General features: G+C 40.9%; 16 protein-coding genes. 2 read left to right on the top strand and 14 right to left on the bottom strand.

Annotated features, from left to right (window positions below):
- Nucleotide 1 precedes the first annotated feature (1 nt).
- Together metG and BHU72_RS14350 are read right to left on the bottom strand one after the other, a co-directional pair.
- Nucleotides 2-1,984: a methionine--tRNA ligase gene (gene metG / locus BHU72_RS14355; RefSeq protein ID WP_069703312.1), complete on the bottom strand. Its 1,983-nt coding sequence runs from the start codon at nt 1,982-1,984 to the stop codon at nt 2-4.
- A 435-nt stretch (nt 1,985-2,419) separates the two neighbouring features.
- Complete coding sequence (locus BHU72_RS14350) at nt 2,420-3,670, bottom strand: EAL domain-containing protein (protein ID WP_069703311.1); 1,251 nt, start codon at nt 3,668-3,670, stop codon at nt 2,420-2,422.
- 296 nt (nt 3,671-3,966) lie between these two features.
- Here BHU72_RS14350 and BHU72_RS14345 point away from each other — a divergent pair, with 296 nt between their 5' ends.
- Nucleotides 3,967-4,206: an AbrB/MazE/SpoVT family DNA-binding domain-containing protein gene (locus BHU72_RS14345; protein WP_069703310.1), complete on the top strand. Its 240-nt coding sequence runs from the start codon at nt 3,967-3,969 to the stop codon at nt 4,204-4,206.
- A gap of 214 nt (nt 4,207-4,420) precedes the next feature.
- On the opposite strand, the gene rsmI is transcribed toward BHU72_RS14345, so the two are convergent.
- The 8 genes from rsmI to BHU72_RS14305 all read right to left on the bottom strand — a co-directional run bounded on the left by rsmI (nt 4,421) and on the right by BHU72_RS14305 (nt 11,433).
- Nucleotides 4,421-5,305: a 16S rRNA (cytidine(1402)-2'-O)-methyltransferase gene (gene rsmI, locus BHU72_RS14340; RefSeq protein WP_069703309.1), complete on the bottom strand. Its 885-nt coding sequence runs from the start codon at nt 5,303-5,305 to the stop codon at nt 4,421-4,423.
- The gene (locus BHU72_RS14335) at nt 5,280-6,056 is read right to left on the bottom strand and encodes a tRNA1(Val) (adenine(37)-N6)-methyltransferase (protein ID WP_245671920.1); all 777 of its coding nucleotides are present in this window, start codon (nt 6,054-6,056) and stop codon (nt 5,280-5,282) included. The genes rsmI and BHU72_RS14335 overlap by 26 nt, the downstream gene beginning before the upstream one ends.
- A 13-nt stretch (nt 6,057-6,069) precedes the next feature.
- Nucleotides 6,070-6,408 carry a DNA replication initiation control protein YabA gene (gene yabA, locus BHU72_RS14330; RefSeq protein WP_069703307.1) on the bottom strand — a complete coding sequence of 113 codons (339 nt, stop codon included), beginning with the start codon at nt 6,406-6,408 and terminating at the stop codon, nt 6,070-6,072.
- Nucleotides 6,409-6,579: 171 nt separating this feature from the next.
- Nucleotides 6,580-7,386, bottom strand: coding sequence for a PSP1 domain-containing protein (locus BHU72_RS14325; protein WP_069703306.1), 807 nt, complete (start codon nt 7,384-7,386; stop codon nt 6,580-6,582).
- Nucleotides 7,371-8,327 carry a DNA polymerase III subunit delta' gene (holB, locus tag BHU72_RS14320; protein ID WP_069703305.1) on the bottom strand — a complete coding sequence of 319 codons (957 nt, stop codon included), beginning with the start codon at nt 8,325-8,327 and terminating at the stop codon, nt 7,371-7,373. The genes BHU72_RS14325 and holB overlap by 16 nt, the downstream gene beginning before the upstream one ends.
- A gap of 10 nt (nt 8,328-8,337) precedes the next feature.
- Complete coding sequence (gene tmk, locus BHU72_RS14315) at nt 8,338-8,988, bottom strand: dTMP kinase (protein WP_069703304.1); 651 nt, start codon at nt 8,986-8,988, stop codon at nt 8,338-8,340.
- Between the two features lie 169 nt (nt 8,989-9,157).
- Nucleotides 9,158-10,678: an aminotransferase class I/II-fold pyridoxal phosphate-dependent enzyme gene (locus BHU72_RS14310; protein ID WP_069703303.1), complete on the bottom strand. Its 1,521-nt coding sequence runs from the start codon at nt 10,676-10,678 to the stop codon at nt 9,158-9,160.
- Nucleotides 10,672-11,433 (bottom strand): Rossmann-fold NAD(P)-binding domain-containing protein, encoded by a 762-nt coding sequence (locus tag BHU72_RS14305; protein ID WP_069703302.1) that lies wholly within the window; start codon nt 11,431-11,433, stop codon nt 10,672-10,674. Before BHU72_RS14305 ends, BHU72_RS14310 begins: the two co-directional genes overlap by 7 nt.
- Before the next feature lie 94 nt (nt 11,434-11,527).
- Between BHU72_RS14305 and BHU72_RS14300 the strand changes: the two genes are divergently transcribed.
- Nucleotides 11,528-12,091, top strand: a complete 564-nt coding sequence (locus BHU72_RS14300; protein ID WP_069703301.1) for a metalloprotease family protein — start codon at nt 11,528-11,530, stop codon at nt 12,089-12,091.
- Between the two features lie 102 nt (nt 12,092-12,193).
- On the opposite strand, the gene BHU72_RS14295 is transcribed toward BHU72_RS14300, so the two are convergent.
- The 4 genes from BHU72_RS14295 to BHU72_RS14280 are packed head-to-tail and all read right to left on the bottom strand — an operon-like array spanning nt 12,194 to nt 14,914.
- On the bottom strand, nt 12,194-12,478 hold the full coding sequence (locus BHU72_RS14295) for a 4Fe-4S binding protein (RefSeq protein ID WP_069703300.1): 285 nt from the start codon (nt 12,476-12,478) through the stop codon (nt 12,194-12,196).
- 11 nt (nt 12,479-12,489) lie between these two features.
- On the bottom strand, nt 12,490-13,056 hold the full coding sequence (locus tag BHU72_RS14290) for a 2-oxoacid:ferredoxin oxidoreductase subunit gamma family protein (protein ID WP_069703299.1): 567 nt from the start codon (nt 13,054-13,056) through the stop codon (nt 12,490-12,492).
- Nucleotides 13,053-13,814: a thiamine pyrophosphate-dependent enzyme gene (locus tag BHU72_RS14285; protein ID WP_069703298.1), complete on the bottom strand. Its 762-nt coding sequence runs from the start codon at nt 13,812-13,814 to the stop codon at nt 13,053-13,055. Before BHU72_RS14285 ends, BHU72_RS14290 begins: the two co-directional genes overlap by 4 nt.
- A 17-nt stretch (nt 13,815-13,831) precedes the next feature.
- On the bottom strand, nt 13,832-14,914 hold the full coding sequence (locus BHU72_RS14280) for a ferredoxin oxidoreductase (RefSeq protein ID WP_069703297.1): 1,083 nt from the start codon (nt 14,912-14,914) through the stop codon (nt 13,832-13,834).
- Nucleotides 14,915-14,942: the final 28 nt, after the last annotated feature.

Here is a 14,942-nt window from a genome sequence, read left to right as displayed (position 1 = left end):
CTTATTTCACCTTAGCCCCAAGTGGTATATCGCCAGAAACCGTTGTCAGTACTAGCTGCTCTCCAGCACTTGCCGCCAAGATCATTCCCTCTGAGTCGATACCTCTAAGCTTTACCGGCTTAAGATTCGCTACCATTATAATCTTCATACCTAATAATTCTTCCGGTTTATAGAATTTTGCAATGCCAGCCACCACTTGTCTCTTTTCATAGCCAAGGTCAAGCTGAACCATTAATAATTTATCTGCCTTTGGCACGGCTTCCGCTGCTACAACCTGTGCAACTCGCAAATCAATTTTGCCGAAATCTTCAATGCCAATTTCTGCTATACCTTCTGGCTTCTCTACCTTCACTTCACTAGCTTGCTGTGCAGCCTTGTTTAATTCCGCCTGTTGTCTAGCCTCTTTCGTGGAATCATCAATCTTTTGAATTTCAGCTTGTAGTTCTAAGCGCGGGAAGATTGATTCTCCCTTTTGCACCTTAAGACCTGCTTGTAAGGTGCCCCATGTAGACAGCGTATCCCATGATAGCATGTGCGATTGACTTACCATGCCCATCTGCTCCCAAATCTTCATCGGAGTCTTAGTCATAAATGGTTGGATCATTACAGATACGATACGGATGGACTCGGCTAGGTTATACAGCACAGTTCCCAATCGAGCTTTATTTGCATCATCTTTCGCCAGTACCCAAGGGGCAGTCTCATCAATATACTTGTTCGTGCGACCGACTAAGTTCCAAATCGCAGTTAAAGCTGCGCTAAATTGCATACGGTCCATGCATTTCTCAACTTCTATGTGAGTTGCAGTCGCCAATTGTTGCAGTTCCACATCAACAGTCTCTGACGTATCCGTTTGGGCTGTTGGGATCTGCGCGTCAAAATACTTCTCTATCATCGCCACAGTACGACTGACTAAGTTCCCTAAGTCATTGGCTAGGTCAAAATTCAAGCGTTGAATAAACACTTCTGGAGTGAATATGCCATCCGCACCAAAAGCAATCTCTCTTAGTAAGAAATAACGAACTGAGTCAGTTCCATACTCGTCGATCAAGAATTTAGGATCAATCACATTGCCCTTTGACTTCGACATCTTACCGTCAGGCATCAATAACCAACCATGACCGAACACCTGCTTCGGCAATGGTTCCCCTAAAGCCATCAGAATAATAGGCCAATAAATTGTATGGAAGCGGAGAATATCCTTTCCTATGAGATGTACATCCGCTGGCCAATATTTTTTGTACTTTTCATCATCATTCGATAGATAGCCAAGGGCTGTTATATAATTAGCTAATGCATCAATCCAAACATATATGACATGTTTCGGATCATTCGGGACTTTTATACCCCAATCAAAGGTCGTCCTTGACACACAAAGATCCTCAAGTCCTGGTTTTAAAAAGTTATTGACCATTTCGTTACGACGCGACTCTGGTTGAATAAACTCCGGATGATCTGCTATATATTGAAGAAGTTGATCCTGATATTTCGACATCTTAAAGAAGTAGCTTTCTTCTTTCACAAGTTCCACAGGTCTGCCACAATCCGGGCACTTATTGCCTTCTGCTTGGCGCTCCGTCCAGAAAGCTTCACAAGGTGTGCAATATAATCCTTCATATTCCGACAGGTAAATATCACCTTGATCTAATAGCCTTTGAAAAATTTGTTGTACAACGACTTTATGTCTGTCTTCAGTCGTTCGAATAAAATCATCATAAGAAATGTCTAGCTTTTGCCATAAATCTTGAATCCAATCCACAACAGGATTAATAAACTCAATCGGTTGCTTTCCTTCTTCAGCAGCACGTTTTTGTAGCTTTTGCCCGTGCTCATCAGTACCCGTTAAGTAATACACGTCAAAACCACGAAGGCGCTTGTAGCGTGCCATCGCATCAGCCGAAATTGTCGTATAAGCGTTTCCTATATGTAGCTTGTTACTAGGATAATAGATGGGAGTTGTTATATAATATGTATTATTTTTCACAAAATCGCTCCTACTTCAGATTGTTACTAAGATACCCAATTATAATTTTTTTGTCAAGGAAAGGGAGGTATGCAAAGTTCGACACCTTCGACAAAATATAAAGAAAACTTAGCATTCGCCAAGCTTTAGCGATGCACACAGGTGCATAAGTCTCGCTATATGCTTCGCATAAGTCTCGCTTTAAAAATGCCTTAGTTGCACTGACGCATAAACACAGCAGTTTACTGCTGATGTGTTGCTAATGCACAGCTATACTATCTACATTAAAAAACTTATTCTTTCTGATAGTGGTACAAAAAAGTACCCTCCTTCAAAAGGAGGGCAGAGAGAGGACTACTACTAAAAGGGGAAGTAATCATTTTGTACTACATGATAGTTATACCGCAAATTTGTTAATTTCATGTTAAGAATCGATTATGATTTTATAAAGATGTCTTAGCTATGTTGCGGATACAAGTCTACGCAAAGAATATACTTTTGATTTTCTTGATTCACAAAAGCCGTTGAAACAGTCACACAGGGATTCCCAGAAGCGAGTGATATATAGGAATCTGTGATATGCTTATTTTGTCCAGAGCTTAGAAATAAATAATAATTTTTCAGAGAGTGATCTGCGCCTTTTTCTGCTGGTTGGTATACAAATCCTCTATTCTCACACGGTTGCCTTTGGCAAAACACCGTACTACTCACTTGCATTCCTGATTCGTCTAGTATATACATACACTCTAAATTGAGGAACATCTTGGCCATATTATACAAAACAATATCAAATTGTGAAGGCGATACTTTTTTTAACTCCTCAATCACCTGATGAATGATAAAATCATATGTTTCATATTCTACTTTTTTAGAGCGAATTTTTTTGATTGTGTTCTTCCGAAAAGCCTCCGCGACTAGCTGCATCTTCTCTCTTGTTTGATCCACTACCATACCTTCAAGTACTGCTGGTTTCGTAAAATAATAACCTTGTAAGAAATCTGCTCCAAGTTCCAAAGCTTGAACGGCTTCCTCAAGCGTTTCTACTCCTTCCGCAACCACTAATGCGCCTATCCTCTTTGATAAATTTGCTAGCGATCGGAAAACTTCCTGTTTATAGAATTCTTTGTCGATATTCTCAATAAGTCCGCGGTCAACCTTAATGATGTCTGGCTTAATCATATGGATGCGGTCGAGATTTGAGTGCCCCGCTCCCACATCATCGAGGGCAATTAAGAAACCGAACGCTTTATAATTCTTAATAAACCTTTGTAATGCTTCAATATCCTTCACCTTAGACTCTAGTATTTCTATTACGATTCTGTTCGGATCGAGCCCTAGTTCCCGAACTGTATTGACGAGGAATCCAGAGCCTACTACCCCTTTATCAATAATAGTAGTATCTAAGTTTAAGAACAATAAAGGTTGGCAGGGTGGCAAACAAGATTGGGAGTACGTACCACAATAAGCATTCAACGCCGCTCTCCGACATAGTCGATCGAACTCTACAATCATATTCTGCTGATTCGCTGCAGTAAACATATGATAAGGGCTAATCCAATCATTCAGTGACTCCTCATTATTGACTCCCCTGGCTAGTGCTTCTATCCCTACGAGCGACCCCTTGAGCACCGATACAATCGGATGAAAAATAGATACTACCCGTTCCTCTTCAATCAGCTTCTTAATGTCAATAGGAGCCTGTGTCATAGATTCACACCTTATCTAATTATTCTACATAGTAACAGCATGATTATATTATAAACTATTATATTTTGCTTGTATTTTCTATCATAATAAATTCAGCAACTCAAAGATTTACATCATACACTCCAGTCGTATAAAGAAACTATTCCTACTAAACAGTATCTTTCTATTCTATTATTTTTGAGAACAACTATTGACTGGTATGGAAATTAATAGTACAATTCATTTTGACGAAATTTGTCGAATCTTGATAAATCTTGTCGTTTTTTTAGGAGCAAGCTATGGGGAGGGGAAATGATATGAAATCAACTGGAATCGTTAGAAAAATCGACGAGTTAGGTCGTGTTGTAATACCGATCGAATTACGCCGCACGCTTGGCATCGGAGAAAAGGATGCTCTAGAAATTTATGTAGACGGCGACCGTATCGTATTTAAGAAGTACGAGCCAGCTTGTTCTTTCTGTGATAATGCGGATAACATCATTCACTTTAAAGGAAAGAACATCTGCAAATCTTGCATCGAAGAAATGAAAGCATAAGAGAATACATCTTAGTAAACTTTAAGATACATAAAGCAAACTTGGCATTCGCCAACCTTGGGGAAGATACTACCTTATTTGCACTTATTTAATAAGATAAGAAAGTTATACTTTCTTATCTTATTAAATAAAGGGGCACCCGTCGTTGCCCTCGTTATTATTACTCTTGTTTATATATTTCTTGATGGATTTGGATAGCTATCATCACTATTTATTACAGCTCGTGATACGCTTGATAAACATCCCTTTTCGGAACTTCCCGTTCTTTAGCGACAAGCTTAATCGCTTCTTTGCTATCATGTCCTAAGCCAATGTAGTGATTCACATGGTCTTGAATGGATACCTCTAACCACCACTGCTCTTGACGCTTTAAATCCTGTTGCTCTGCTTCACTGGCCCCTGAGACCACCAACGTAAATTCTCCTTGAATCTTCTGATTTTCAATGATTTCCATACAAAAGGAAATCGGTCCACGGATAAACTGCTCGAACTTTTTCGTCAGCTCTCTACCAACACTCACTTCCCTGTCTCCTAGTACCGCTTGCATGTCTTGCAACGAGTCGATAATACGATGAGGCGCTTCATAAAAAATCATTGTAAATGGTAACCCTTTCAGTTTTTCTAATTCCTTCTTACGCTTATTTCGTTGCCGGTCGAGGAACCCATAGAACAGAAACCGATTGGTAGAAAGACCTGCTGCAATTAAAGAAGTTAAACTGGCGCTTGCACCTGGAATTGGTATGACTGGAATATGCGCTTCTATGGCAAGCCTTGCAATATCCGCACCAGGGTCCGATATCCCAGGTAACCCAGCGTCTGATACTAATGCAATTTTCCGTCCCTTTTGTAATTCTTCTATTAAATAGTCGCCTTTTTGTTCCTTATTATGTTCATGGTAGCTAATCACTTTTGTTTGGATATCAAAAAAGTTCAATAGCTTTCTCGTTTGTCGTGTATCTTCTGCTGCTATAAAATCTACTTCTTTCAATATCTGAATCGCCCGTGGGGTCATATCATCAAGATTGCCGATGGGCGTTGCTACCATATACAGCTGACCTTCTATTACTGAATTATTAAAGCTGCTCTGAACAAATCCCATGTGATTCACCTCTCGCTTTTTGACCCGTTGGATTCATGGACAATAACTCATCAGTAAATGTACCGTTATCATTATACACTGCCAACGTCGGTTCAATACGTAGACCGGGCTGACGATCCTTTACTGCTTCCAATAAAACAATGTTCGGTTCTTTATCGATTCTTGGTGCGACAAGTCTCATGCGCTTGGGTTCCAGAGAATTCCTACGCAATTCCGTCATCAACTCTGCCAATCGAAGCGATCGATACACTATGAAGAATTTCCCACCCGATTTCACAAGTTTACTAGCGGTAGCGCAAATGTCTGCTAAATTGCAGTGGATTTCATGACGGGCAATCGCTTTATGTGGATTGGGATTTTGTTCCCCAATACCAGCTTCCATGTATGGTGGATTAGAAACCACAGCATCAAAAACCCCATAACCAAATGTAGCCGGAGCTTGTTTCAAATCCCCTAACTGAATATCAATCCTGTCAGATAAATTATTAAACTCAACAGAGCGCCTAGACATATCTGCCAGACGCTCCTGAATTTCTAAGCCAATCATCTGTAGCCTTGGATATCGTTTACTTAATAGCAACGGTATAATTCCAGTACCTGTGCCTAAATCAATGACCTTCTTCGCTGATGCATCTAAGCGCGTAAAGCTTGCGACCAACACGGCATCCGTTGAGAAAGAAAATACGTCTTTACTCTGTATAATCTTCATCCCATCCAAAAGGTCATCCATGCGTTCTTCATGACTCCTCAATTCTTACACCTCTTTACTTATGCTCCACCTGTCGTAAAAAAGTTAAACAAAAGAGACAATCCCCATCGGTGCGAAATCCACCATAATGAATATTACATATATGAAAACCCTCTTGATATAATCTAGCAAGGTTATCATAGCCTTCCCCAAACGGAAGCTCTGGTCGCTTGTGGGCTGCTTCTGTTTCTCCCTGTTGGTTGCGTTCTCTAAGGTGTTGATTTTCAATCGTTAGCTTCTTATTTTCTTCTATTAATGTGATGATTCTTTGCTTTAACCCACCAAGCTCTTGATAAAGCTCACCGATCTGCTCTTCAATTTGGGCTACTTGCTTAAAAATATCCTGTTTGTCCACAGAAACCTCACCCTTTAGCAACCATGTTATATCAACTACGTTCTATATTTATCTCAGCGGCGTTTACTAATACTCCCACTTCTATAAGCGGGAGATAAGTGCCGCCAAGCTTCGAAATAAGTGCAACTAGAGTTCAGATGGAGTAAAAACTTCATCTGAACTAAGTTTTCTTTATCCAATTTCGACTTCTTTGATTTGCGTAAAAGGAACTTCGATGACCTTCAAGTCATCTAATTCTACTTGTGCTATTTTATCTAAAATATTAATCCCGATAACTTTACCAATACCTTTTGGGGTTTGAACAATACTTCCGATATCAGGAAGCTTATCCTTAGATTCTTCATAGGAGTCCGTTTCGTACTTCAAACAGCACATCAGACGACCACATATGCCGGATATCTTCGCAGGATTAAGCGATAGATTTTGATCTTTCGCCATACGAATCGACACAGGGTCAAACTCTCCTAAGAAAGTGGAACAACAAAGCGGCCTTCCACAAGGACCAATCCCACCCAGCATCTTTGCCTCGTCGCGAACTCCAATTTGGCGAAGCTCGATGCGCGTCCGGAACACAGCCGCTAAGTCTTTCACTAACTCACGGAAGTCTACTCTACCATCTGCTGTAAAATAAAAGATAATCTTATTCCGATCAAATGTAAGCTCCACATCGACCAGCTTCATGTCCAATTTATGATTCACAACTTGTTCCTGGCAAAGCCTTAATGCTTCTATCGCCTTCTCCTGATTTTCATTAACAATTGTCTTGTCCTCTTCCGTTGCAATCCGAAGTACAGGTTTTAGCGGAAGCACTAAATCCTGTTCAGACACTTCTTTACGACCAACCACAACTTCACCAAACTCAATACCACGAGCTGTTTCGACAATCACATGTTCAGAGCCGGTTATATGAAACTCTAACGGATCAAAATAGTAGATTTTACCTGCCTTTTTAAAGCGTACACCTACAACCCAGTACACATCAATTCCTCCTGCATTTTTAAAAACAAAGATTCTACCGCCAAGTGCGGATTTACATTATATCGCAATGCTTGTTTCGTTCTCATGATTTCTTGAATCCACTTTTGCAATATATCCGTGGAAAAAGAATTGCGGTATTTCAGTATCTCTTGGTCCGGAAAAAGGCCCCTTGTTTCCAAATTTAATTCTCGAACTAGCAAATCTCGAAACCAAAACAATATATAATCTATAAGGAAATCAATATCAAAAGCTGAAGGTTTTTTGGCAAACCATTCTGTATCTAAAATCACTAGATACTGATGTCTTTTCTTTAATAGGTCTTCGCTTAATTGTACCACTAACTTTTGAATCGTTGCAAACTTTTCCGTTTCCATCATCTCGACTACCTGATCTACATCGCTCCATATTTGGCTGAGAAAATCTGCTTGCTCTTTCGCAACTCCCTTATCCATGTATGCTTTCGCTATAATGCTTGCATCAATCCTATGGAAACGAATCATCTGGCATCTCGATACGATAGTTGGTAGCAGGGCTCCTGGCTGTTCTGCTAACAGTATTGCGACGGTAGCCCCGACAGGCTCTTCTAAAAATTTCAACAAACTATTGGCCGCTTCCGTTGTCATCTTATCGGCTTCTTCCAGTATATAAATTTGGTAGGTTCCCTCTATAGTTTTTAAAGCGAATCTCTTTTGTAATTCTTTCAGTTGCTGTAGCTTTATCTTACTTCCATCGGGTTGAATACTTACTAACGAAGGATGATTTCCATGTTCCACGCGCAGACAATCAGAGCATATGCCACAGCCGCCAATCGGCTCTTGTTGGCACAGTAATGACCTTGCAAAATATATGGCAGCATGATCCTTTTCCGAACCCTTTGGTCCGCAAAATAGATATGCGTGATGAATGTGATTTGATTGTAAAATCGGTTTCAGTTGTTCCATATTCTACCGCCTATGAATGATTTGCCCTAAAATGCTCCCAGATCGCAGCTTCAATTGTCTCTACATCTTTTGTCGCATCTATAACAACTACGCGCTCCGACTGCTCTTCAGCAATTTTCAAAAAGCCATTTCTAACCTTCTGATGATACGCGTATGCTTTACTTTCAATTCGATCAAGACCTACTTTCTGCAGATCTTCATTATGCCCGCGTTTCTCACCAATCCTTTGCATCCCCAGTTCAACAGGCAAATCTAGTAGATACGTAAGATCTGGCGCAATATTTTCAGTAGCCATAGCATTAATGCGAATGATATCTTCTACCGAGATTCCTAGACCATACCCTTGATACGCAATACTTGCATCAATGAAACGATCGCAGACGACGATATTGCCTTGTTCAAGAGCAGGGCGAATCACTTGGGAAACGTGTTGCGCCCGCGATGCCGCATATAATAGCATTTCCGTACGATGGTCCATTGCATGATGATCAGGATCTAATAAAATGCCGCGAATTTTCTCGCTGATTTCTGTCCCTCCTGGCTCCCTCGTTTGGGTGACCTGATGCCCCGCGTCCCTTAACTTCTGAATAAACCTTTGTACTTGCGTCGTCTTCCCGCCACCTTCTGGACCTTCAAAGGTAATAAATAGTCCTTTCTTCAATGCAATCCCTCCACATGCAGAGTATAAAGAAAACTTAGTTCAGATTTCGAAGCTTGGCGGTACTTTCCACTTTCACCTCAGGTTCGTAATGGTTCTAACTATTTTAAAATAGAAGAACCGTTCTGTAGAAGTGGGAGTATTAGTAAACGCCGCTGAGATAACTCGTGTATTATATAACTTTGATTGTATTCAGTGAACTATCAGCCGCTCCTTGAAATCGGATACCCGCTTGTCTTGCCTTTATCAAGCTTTCTATTAAAGATGCGGATATCCTTTCCCCAGGACAAAGGGTTGGAACTCCAGGCGGATACGGAACAATAAATTCTGCTGCAATTCGACCTACGCTTTGTTGCAAAGGCACAATTGATGCATCTGCATAAGCTTTTGTAATGGCCTCTGCTAATGGCATTGCAATTTCTGGTATTACGTCTTGTTGCAATGCATCGAGCGGTAAGGTTTCCAGTGCACCACTGTTAACTCTCTGTTGTAAATAACTTCCTTCTAGATCTTTCATGTTCTTAGCAAGACATTGGAGCAATCGTAAATCGTAGGGATGAACTATATTGCTGTCGGCTCTACGTATGTCGCTACTTATCTCATCCGTAAATGTCAAAACGAGCATTACATGATCTGTACCCACAAGCTCAACAAATATTTGATCTTCCGCTAATATCTGTTCCCAAAGTCGTCCCGTTCGATTGGTTCCTCCGAGCGATATTGTTAGTTTTAATGGATCATTGCCATAGCCATCCTTCTCCCACTGCCGATCCCACGCGCATACTCCCATTTCATGCAAACTATCAATGAAACGCGCCTTACGCTCATACGCATGATCCAAAGCAGCTTGTCCCTTATGACTCATCCAGTGACGTGCGTAGTCTAAGGAAGCCATAACCAGATACGATGGACTTGTCGTTTGAAAAACACTGAGATAATACATTAGCTTTTCAATGTTGATATTCTTAGTTTTCGCGGATTGACAGACATGTAGCATAGAGCCCATCGTGAGCGCAGGTAACGTCTTATGGATACTTTGGATGACGATATCTGCCCCATTGTATATTGCTGACTTTCGCTGCAAATGTGGGTGAAATCCATAATGCGCTCCATGGGCTTCATCGACAATCAATGCAACTCTCGATTTCTTACACAATTCAGCAATACTGCGAATATCTGCGGCAGTCCCGTAAAAAGTCGGGCTCGTAAGGATAACGCCCTTCGCCTGTGGGTATTTCTCTAAGGCTTCTGCCAAGGTTTGCGGAGAAACAGCACCCGGAATATTTCCTGGGTTCATGATTTCTGGCATAATATATTGCGTTTGCGCACCTAGTAGTGCAAGACCATTATAAACAGATTTATGGGCATTTCGTTGTACGAGAACCGTATCGTTACGATCAAACAAGCCGTGAATCGCTGCTAGAATTCCACTACTTGTACCATTGACGAGAAAATGTGTCGTATCAGATCCGAACGCTCTTGCTGCTAGTTCTTGCGCTTCCCGTATCACGGAATGCGGTGCGTGAAGATCATCCATCCCATAGGTCTCCGTCACATCCCATCGCCCGAGATCACGCCAAAATGGAATGTCGTACAAACTACCACCATTATGACCAGGTATATGATACCTTTTGGCATTGGACATGCTATGACTTCTGAGATGGTCAAATAATGGCATAATTCCTGTTAACAATATAACAACCTCGCTCCAAGTTTCTCAATCTCCGAAATTTCATATATATAACAAGCATCAAAAATATATTTTTGTTTCATTTGTTCTAGCACTGGCTGCAAAGATGCTTCTTTGACCTTCGAACAGTCACTTAGAATCATTAGTCCGTCGGCTCCATCGGCACTCTCAATTAGCTGTTGTCGTTTATTATTTGAATCCTCAAGATTCACAGCTGACACTATAATCCCTAGGTTCTCTAAATATTCAACAACATGAATATTTAAACCCCATACAGTTAAGCGCACACCTTGTAATTCTTTAAACACATCATAAAGCAGTGAACCTAATACATCTAATTTCTCTTCGCTCCACTTATCATGTTTACTAGATTGGTGAGATTGAAATAATTTGTACGCGCCTGCGGTAATAAACGATTTGCGCATTAAGGAAACATTCACACGATGCTTCTTCTCTTTCACTAATTTCGACCAAAAATCAGATTGTAGGTCTTGAAACATCTTCCATGAATCAACAAAGTCTTGAAAATCCTCATTAGATAAATATAAGCACGGCTCTCCAAATATATCCCAAAGAGCTTCCTCTGCCTTAATCGATGGGAAATCCTCCTGAAAATTCGTATATACCGTGACTACTTTCGCATCTATACCTTCTACATAGCATATCGTTAGCTTATCCTTGAGAACTGGCTTTTTCGCTGTCCAGTCTGATGGATCTACTATCTCCAATACGTGCCATGCCTTATAAAATGGCTTCATGAATTCCCTCCATCTATACCTTTTGTCTTATAGTATTGTATCTGAACAGTCGTTATAATTGAAATAAGAACCTTCTTTTAGGCAGGTGTAAAACATGTTAGACCATGAAGATTCCACGTTATATAATTATAAACTAATATATCATACAAAGCTTTCGCCTAAAGTGAAGATTGCCTTGTCTTTCGTCATGCTGATAATATTAGGACTATCTTCGTTCTCACTTTTTCAATTATATACTTTTTATCCAATCGCACCAATACAATCTATCGAGATTTTTCTGCAAATTTTATTCGGTATACTGTTTGCCCCAATCCTTCATGCATTATGCCATGCTCTTGGATATCTGGTCATAGGTACATACCCGAAATTACAAATGCTCGCACCTTTAGGTATTTCTACCCCCAAATTTTGCACGGACTCATTAGTAATAAAAAGGAATTTCATCTTTATGCTACTTACACCATTGCTGCTCGGTAGTGGATTGTTGTTACTTTTCATGGCATTCTCATCAATGTTTTGGTACGCTTATGCAACGATGTTAGCCTTGCATGTCAGTTTTACCATTCCAGATTTGTATTGGGTGTGGAATGTGCGTAGTATGCACTCAGGAGTTATGTTCCGCTCTTCTAAACACGGCTTTAATGTCTACAAAATTTAAAACGATTTTTAACATAACTGCATTAATTACTAAAGGAGCACCCCAACTGGAGTGCTCCTTACGATTTTGCATTCAAAAGCCTAATCAATACGGATGTGGTGATTAAATGTTATCGTTCATTTTTGTTGCTTCGGATTTTTTGCCTACTCTGTCGATGCGAATCGCAATGTCAGGACATGCCATTTCGCACTTCATACAAGCAATGCACTTATCTTGATCATTAGTTTCAACGATTGGAGTACCGTAAATCCCCAGCTTATCCTTGGACCATACAATAATATCTACTGGGCATTTCTGAATACAAAGCCCGCAGCCTTTGCAAAGGCCTGGATAGATTGTAAAGTTTCCTTTTTGTCCAGTGAGGGTAATCCCTTCAAATTTTGGCATCTGTTTCCCTCCTACTTAGCCTGTTGAACGAGTTCAATGCCTCGTTCCATAGCCCGATAGTTCAGGTCACGCAATTCCGGTTTTTGCGCAAATTTATGACCTAACTTTTCTTCGATTGCTGCTTTTGCTTGTTCTAATGTTACAACCTTTGTTGCTTCTAGAACTGCACCCAAGATAATAATGTTAAATACGCGCGGATGTAGCTCATTCTGAGCAACTTCAAGAGCTGGAATACTTAATATTTTCTTCGCATTCTTAGGTAATTCATCGTCATTCACTTCAATTGCAGAGTCATAAATGAATACTGTTCTCTCATCTACATACTGAGCTGTACGTGGAATCGCACGACCACTAAGAGCTATAACGATATCCGCTGTTTTGAATTTAGGTGACCCTATGCGTTGGTCATCGATTTGCACGAATGCAATCGATACTCCCCCACGTTGTTCTACCCCGAAGTTCGGAATATAAATCGCTTCACGACCTTCTGCATTAGCTGCTTCTGCTAAAATCTCTGCTACAGACTGAACCCCTTGTCCGCCTTCTCCTGCTAAAGCAATTTTCGTAGTCACGCTTATTCCTCCTTCGCTGGCACTTTATATTCGCCGACTTTAAAGTAGTTCGCCATATCATTCTCAATATAGCTCCACGTTGACTTAGCATCGGTACGCCAGTTAGTCGGACAGCCTGCAAGAATCTCTACAAACGAGAATCCTTTGCCCGCCATTTGGTTTTCTAGTGCCTTTTTCACGTATTTCTTCATTTGGATATAATTCGAAACCGTACCACGGGCTACATATGCACCTTCACTAGTGATTGCTGCTACCATCTCTGGCCCTAGGAACGGTTGACCCGTTAGTTCGACATCGCGCCCATATGGAGAAGTCTCCGTCTTTTGGCTTGGTAATGTTGTTGGTGCCATTTGGCCACCAGTCATACCATAGTTCGCGTTGTTTACTAAGAATACAGTGATTTTCTCGTTACGGTTTGCTGCGTTTACTAAGTGCTGTGAACCAATGGCATATCCGCCACCGTCACCCATATAGGCAATCCCGATGACTTCAGGATTTGCACGCTTGATTCCTGTGATTACTGGGGTTGTTCTACCATGGTGCGCCTGGACGCTGTCTACGTTAAAGAAGTCCCATGATAACAGAGAACATCCAATATCGCATCCGTATACTACCTTATCTTGAATACCCAGCTCGTCTATCGACTCAGCGATTGCACGAAGAACGGAACCGTGTCCACATCCTGGGCAGAATTTATGAGGCTTTGACTCTAATCTATATGATTTTGGAAGTTTCGGTGGTAAAGATTTTTCTTCTACGCTCATCTCGATGCCCTCCCTCCTTATTTACGAATTGAATTAACTTTTTCAACGATTTCATCAGATGTAATACCAACACCTGGGCGGTACAAGTAGTCTGCATCAATCGGAAGTCCGAACAATGCTTCCTTCACAAGCTTGCCAAGCTGACCTACAGCACTTTCTACGATTAAGATCTTTTTCGCACGTTGAGCAGTTGCACGAAGCTCATTTGTAGGGAATGGACGCAGCGTGATTGGACGGAAATGTCCTACTGCTTTTCCTTCTGCGCTAAATAAATTAATCGCCGCTTGGGCTGCTCTAGACACTACCCCGTGTGCAATGACAAGTACATCTAACTCGCCTTCACAGTTATATTCTTGATGCTCGATAATTTCAGGAGCAACTCTTTGATATTCTTCTTCCATGCTTGTAACGATTTCATACAGTTCTTCTTCTGTATTAAACGTATTTCGCACGTGATTATATTTTCCTTTTTCCATTCCGTTACCTAAAGTAACCTCTGGCTTTACAAGCTCAATTCCGCGTTCTTCTGGATCATACATCACCAGTGGTTCACGCATCTTCGCTTGATACCCATCCCCTAATAGGAATGTAGGGAATCGATATTTCCATGCAGTATTAAATGATTTAATTGTATAATCAAACAGTTCTTGGTGATTTGAAGGTGAATATACGATACGGTGGCCTTCACCATTTCCACCAAATGTCGTAAGTGTTACTTCTTGTTGCGAGTAAATAACTGTAGCCGTAGATGGTCCCCCACGTTGTTGAATAACTGCAACAACTGGAATTCTCATCATCTCTGCCATTGAAAATGGCTCTTGCATTAATGTGTTACCAGGACCAGCTGTAGCTGTAAAACATTTGCGTCCTGCTAATACTCCACCAACTGTTGTAAATCCTGCTGATAATTCATCTTCTGTCTGTAAAAACGTTTTGTCATGCTTTGGAGCTAAACGAGTCCAATAGTGCATGATTTCATTTTGTGGTGTGATTGGGTAACCGTACATAACATCAACTTGCGCTGCTAATGCAGCCCAAGCGATAACCTCGTTACCAGTCATAAACACACGTTTTTCCCCTTGAATGGGCTTTGCTGCCATTCGACAAACACCTCCTATGAATAATAAA

The sequence above is a fragment of the Desulfuribacillus stibiiarsenatis genome, assembly GCF_001742305.1.
GTDB lineage: Bacteria > Bacillota > Bacilli > Desulfuribacillales > Desulfuribacillaceae > Desulfuribacillus_A > Desulfuribacillus_A stibiiarsenatis.
This window is presented reverse-complemented; position numbering and strand designations above follow the sequence as displayed.

Bases quoted from the DNA above. Each gene is read 5' to 3' on its own strand.
- holB (WP_069703305.1), bottom strand. From the start codon at position 8,327: ATGGAACAACTGAAACCGATTTTACAATCAAATCACATTCATCACGCA.
- BHU72_RS14295 (WP_069703300.1), bottom strand. From the start codon at position 12,478: ATGCCAAAATTTGAAGGGATTACCCTCACTGGACAAAAAGGAAACTTT.
- BHU72_RS14280 (WP_069703297.1), bottom strand. From the start codon at position 14,914: ATGGCAGCAAAGCCCATTCAAGGGGAAAAACGTGTGTTTATGACTGGT.
- BHU72_RS14345 (WP_069703310.1), top strand. From the start codon at position 3,967: ATGAAATCAACTGGAATCGTTAGAAAAATCGACGAGTTAGGTCGTGTT.
- BHU72_RS14300 (WP_069703301.1), top strand. From the start codon at position 11,528: ATGTTAGACCATGAAGATTCCACGTTATATAATTATAAACTAATATAT.
- BHU72_RS14305 (WP_069703302.1), bottom strand. From the start codon at position 11,433: ATGAAGCCATTTTATAAGGCATGGCACGTATTGGAGATAGTAGATCCA.
- BHU72_RS14350 (WP_069703311.1), bottom strand. From the start codon at position 3,670: ATGACACAGGCTCCTATTGACATTAAGAAGCTGATTGAAGAGGAACGG.
- BHU72_RS14285 (WP_069703298.1), bottom strand. From the start codon at position 13,814: ATGAGCGTAGAAGAAAAATCTTTACCACCGAAACTTCCAAAATCATAT.
- rsmI (WP_069703309.1), bottom strand. From the start codon at position 5,305: ATGGGATTTGTTCAGAGCAGCTTTAATAATTCAGTAATAGAAGGTCAG.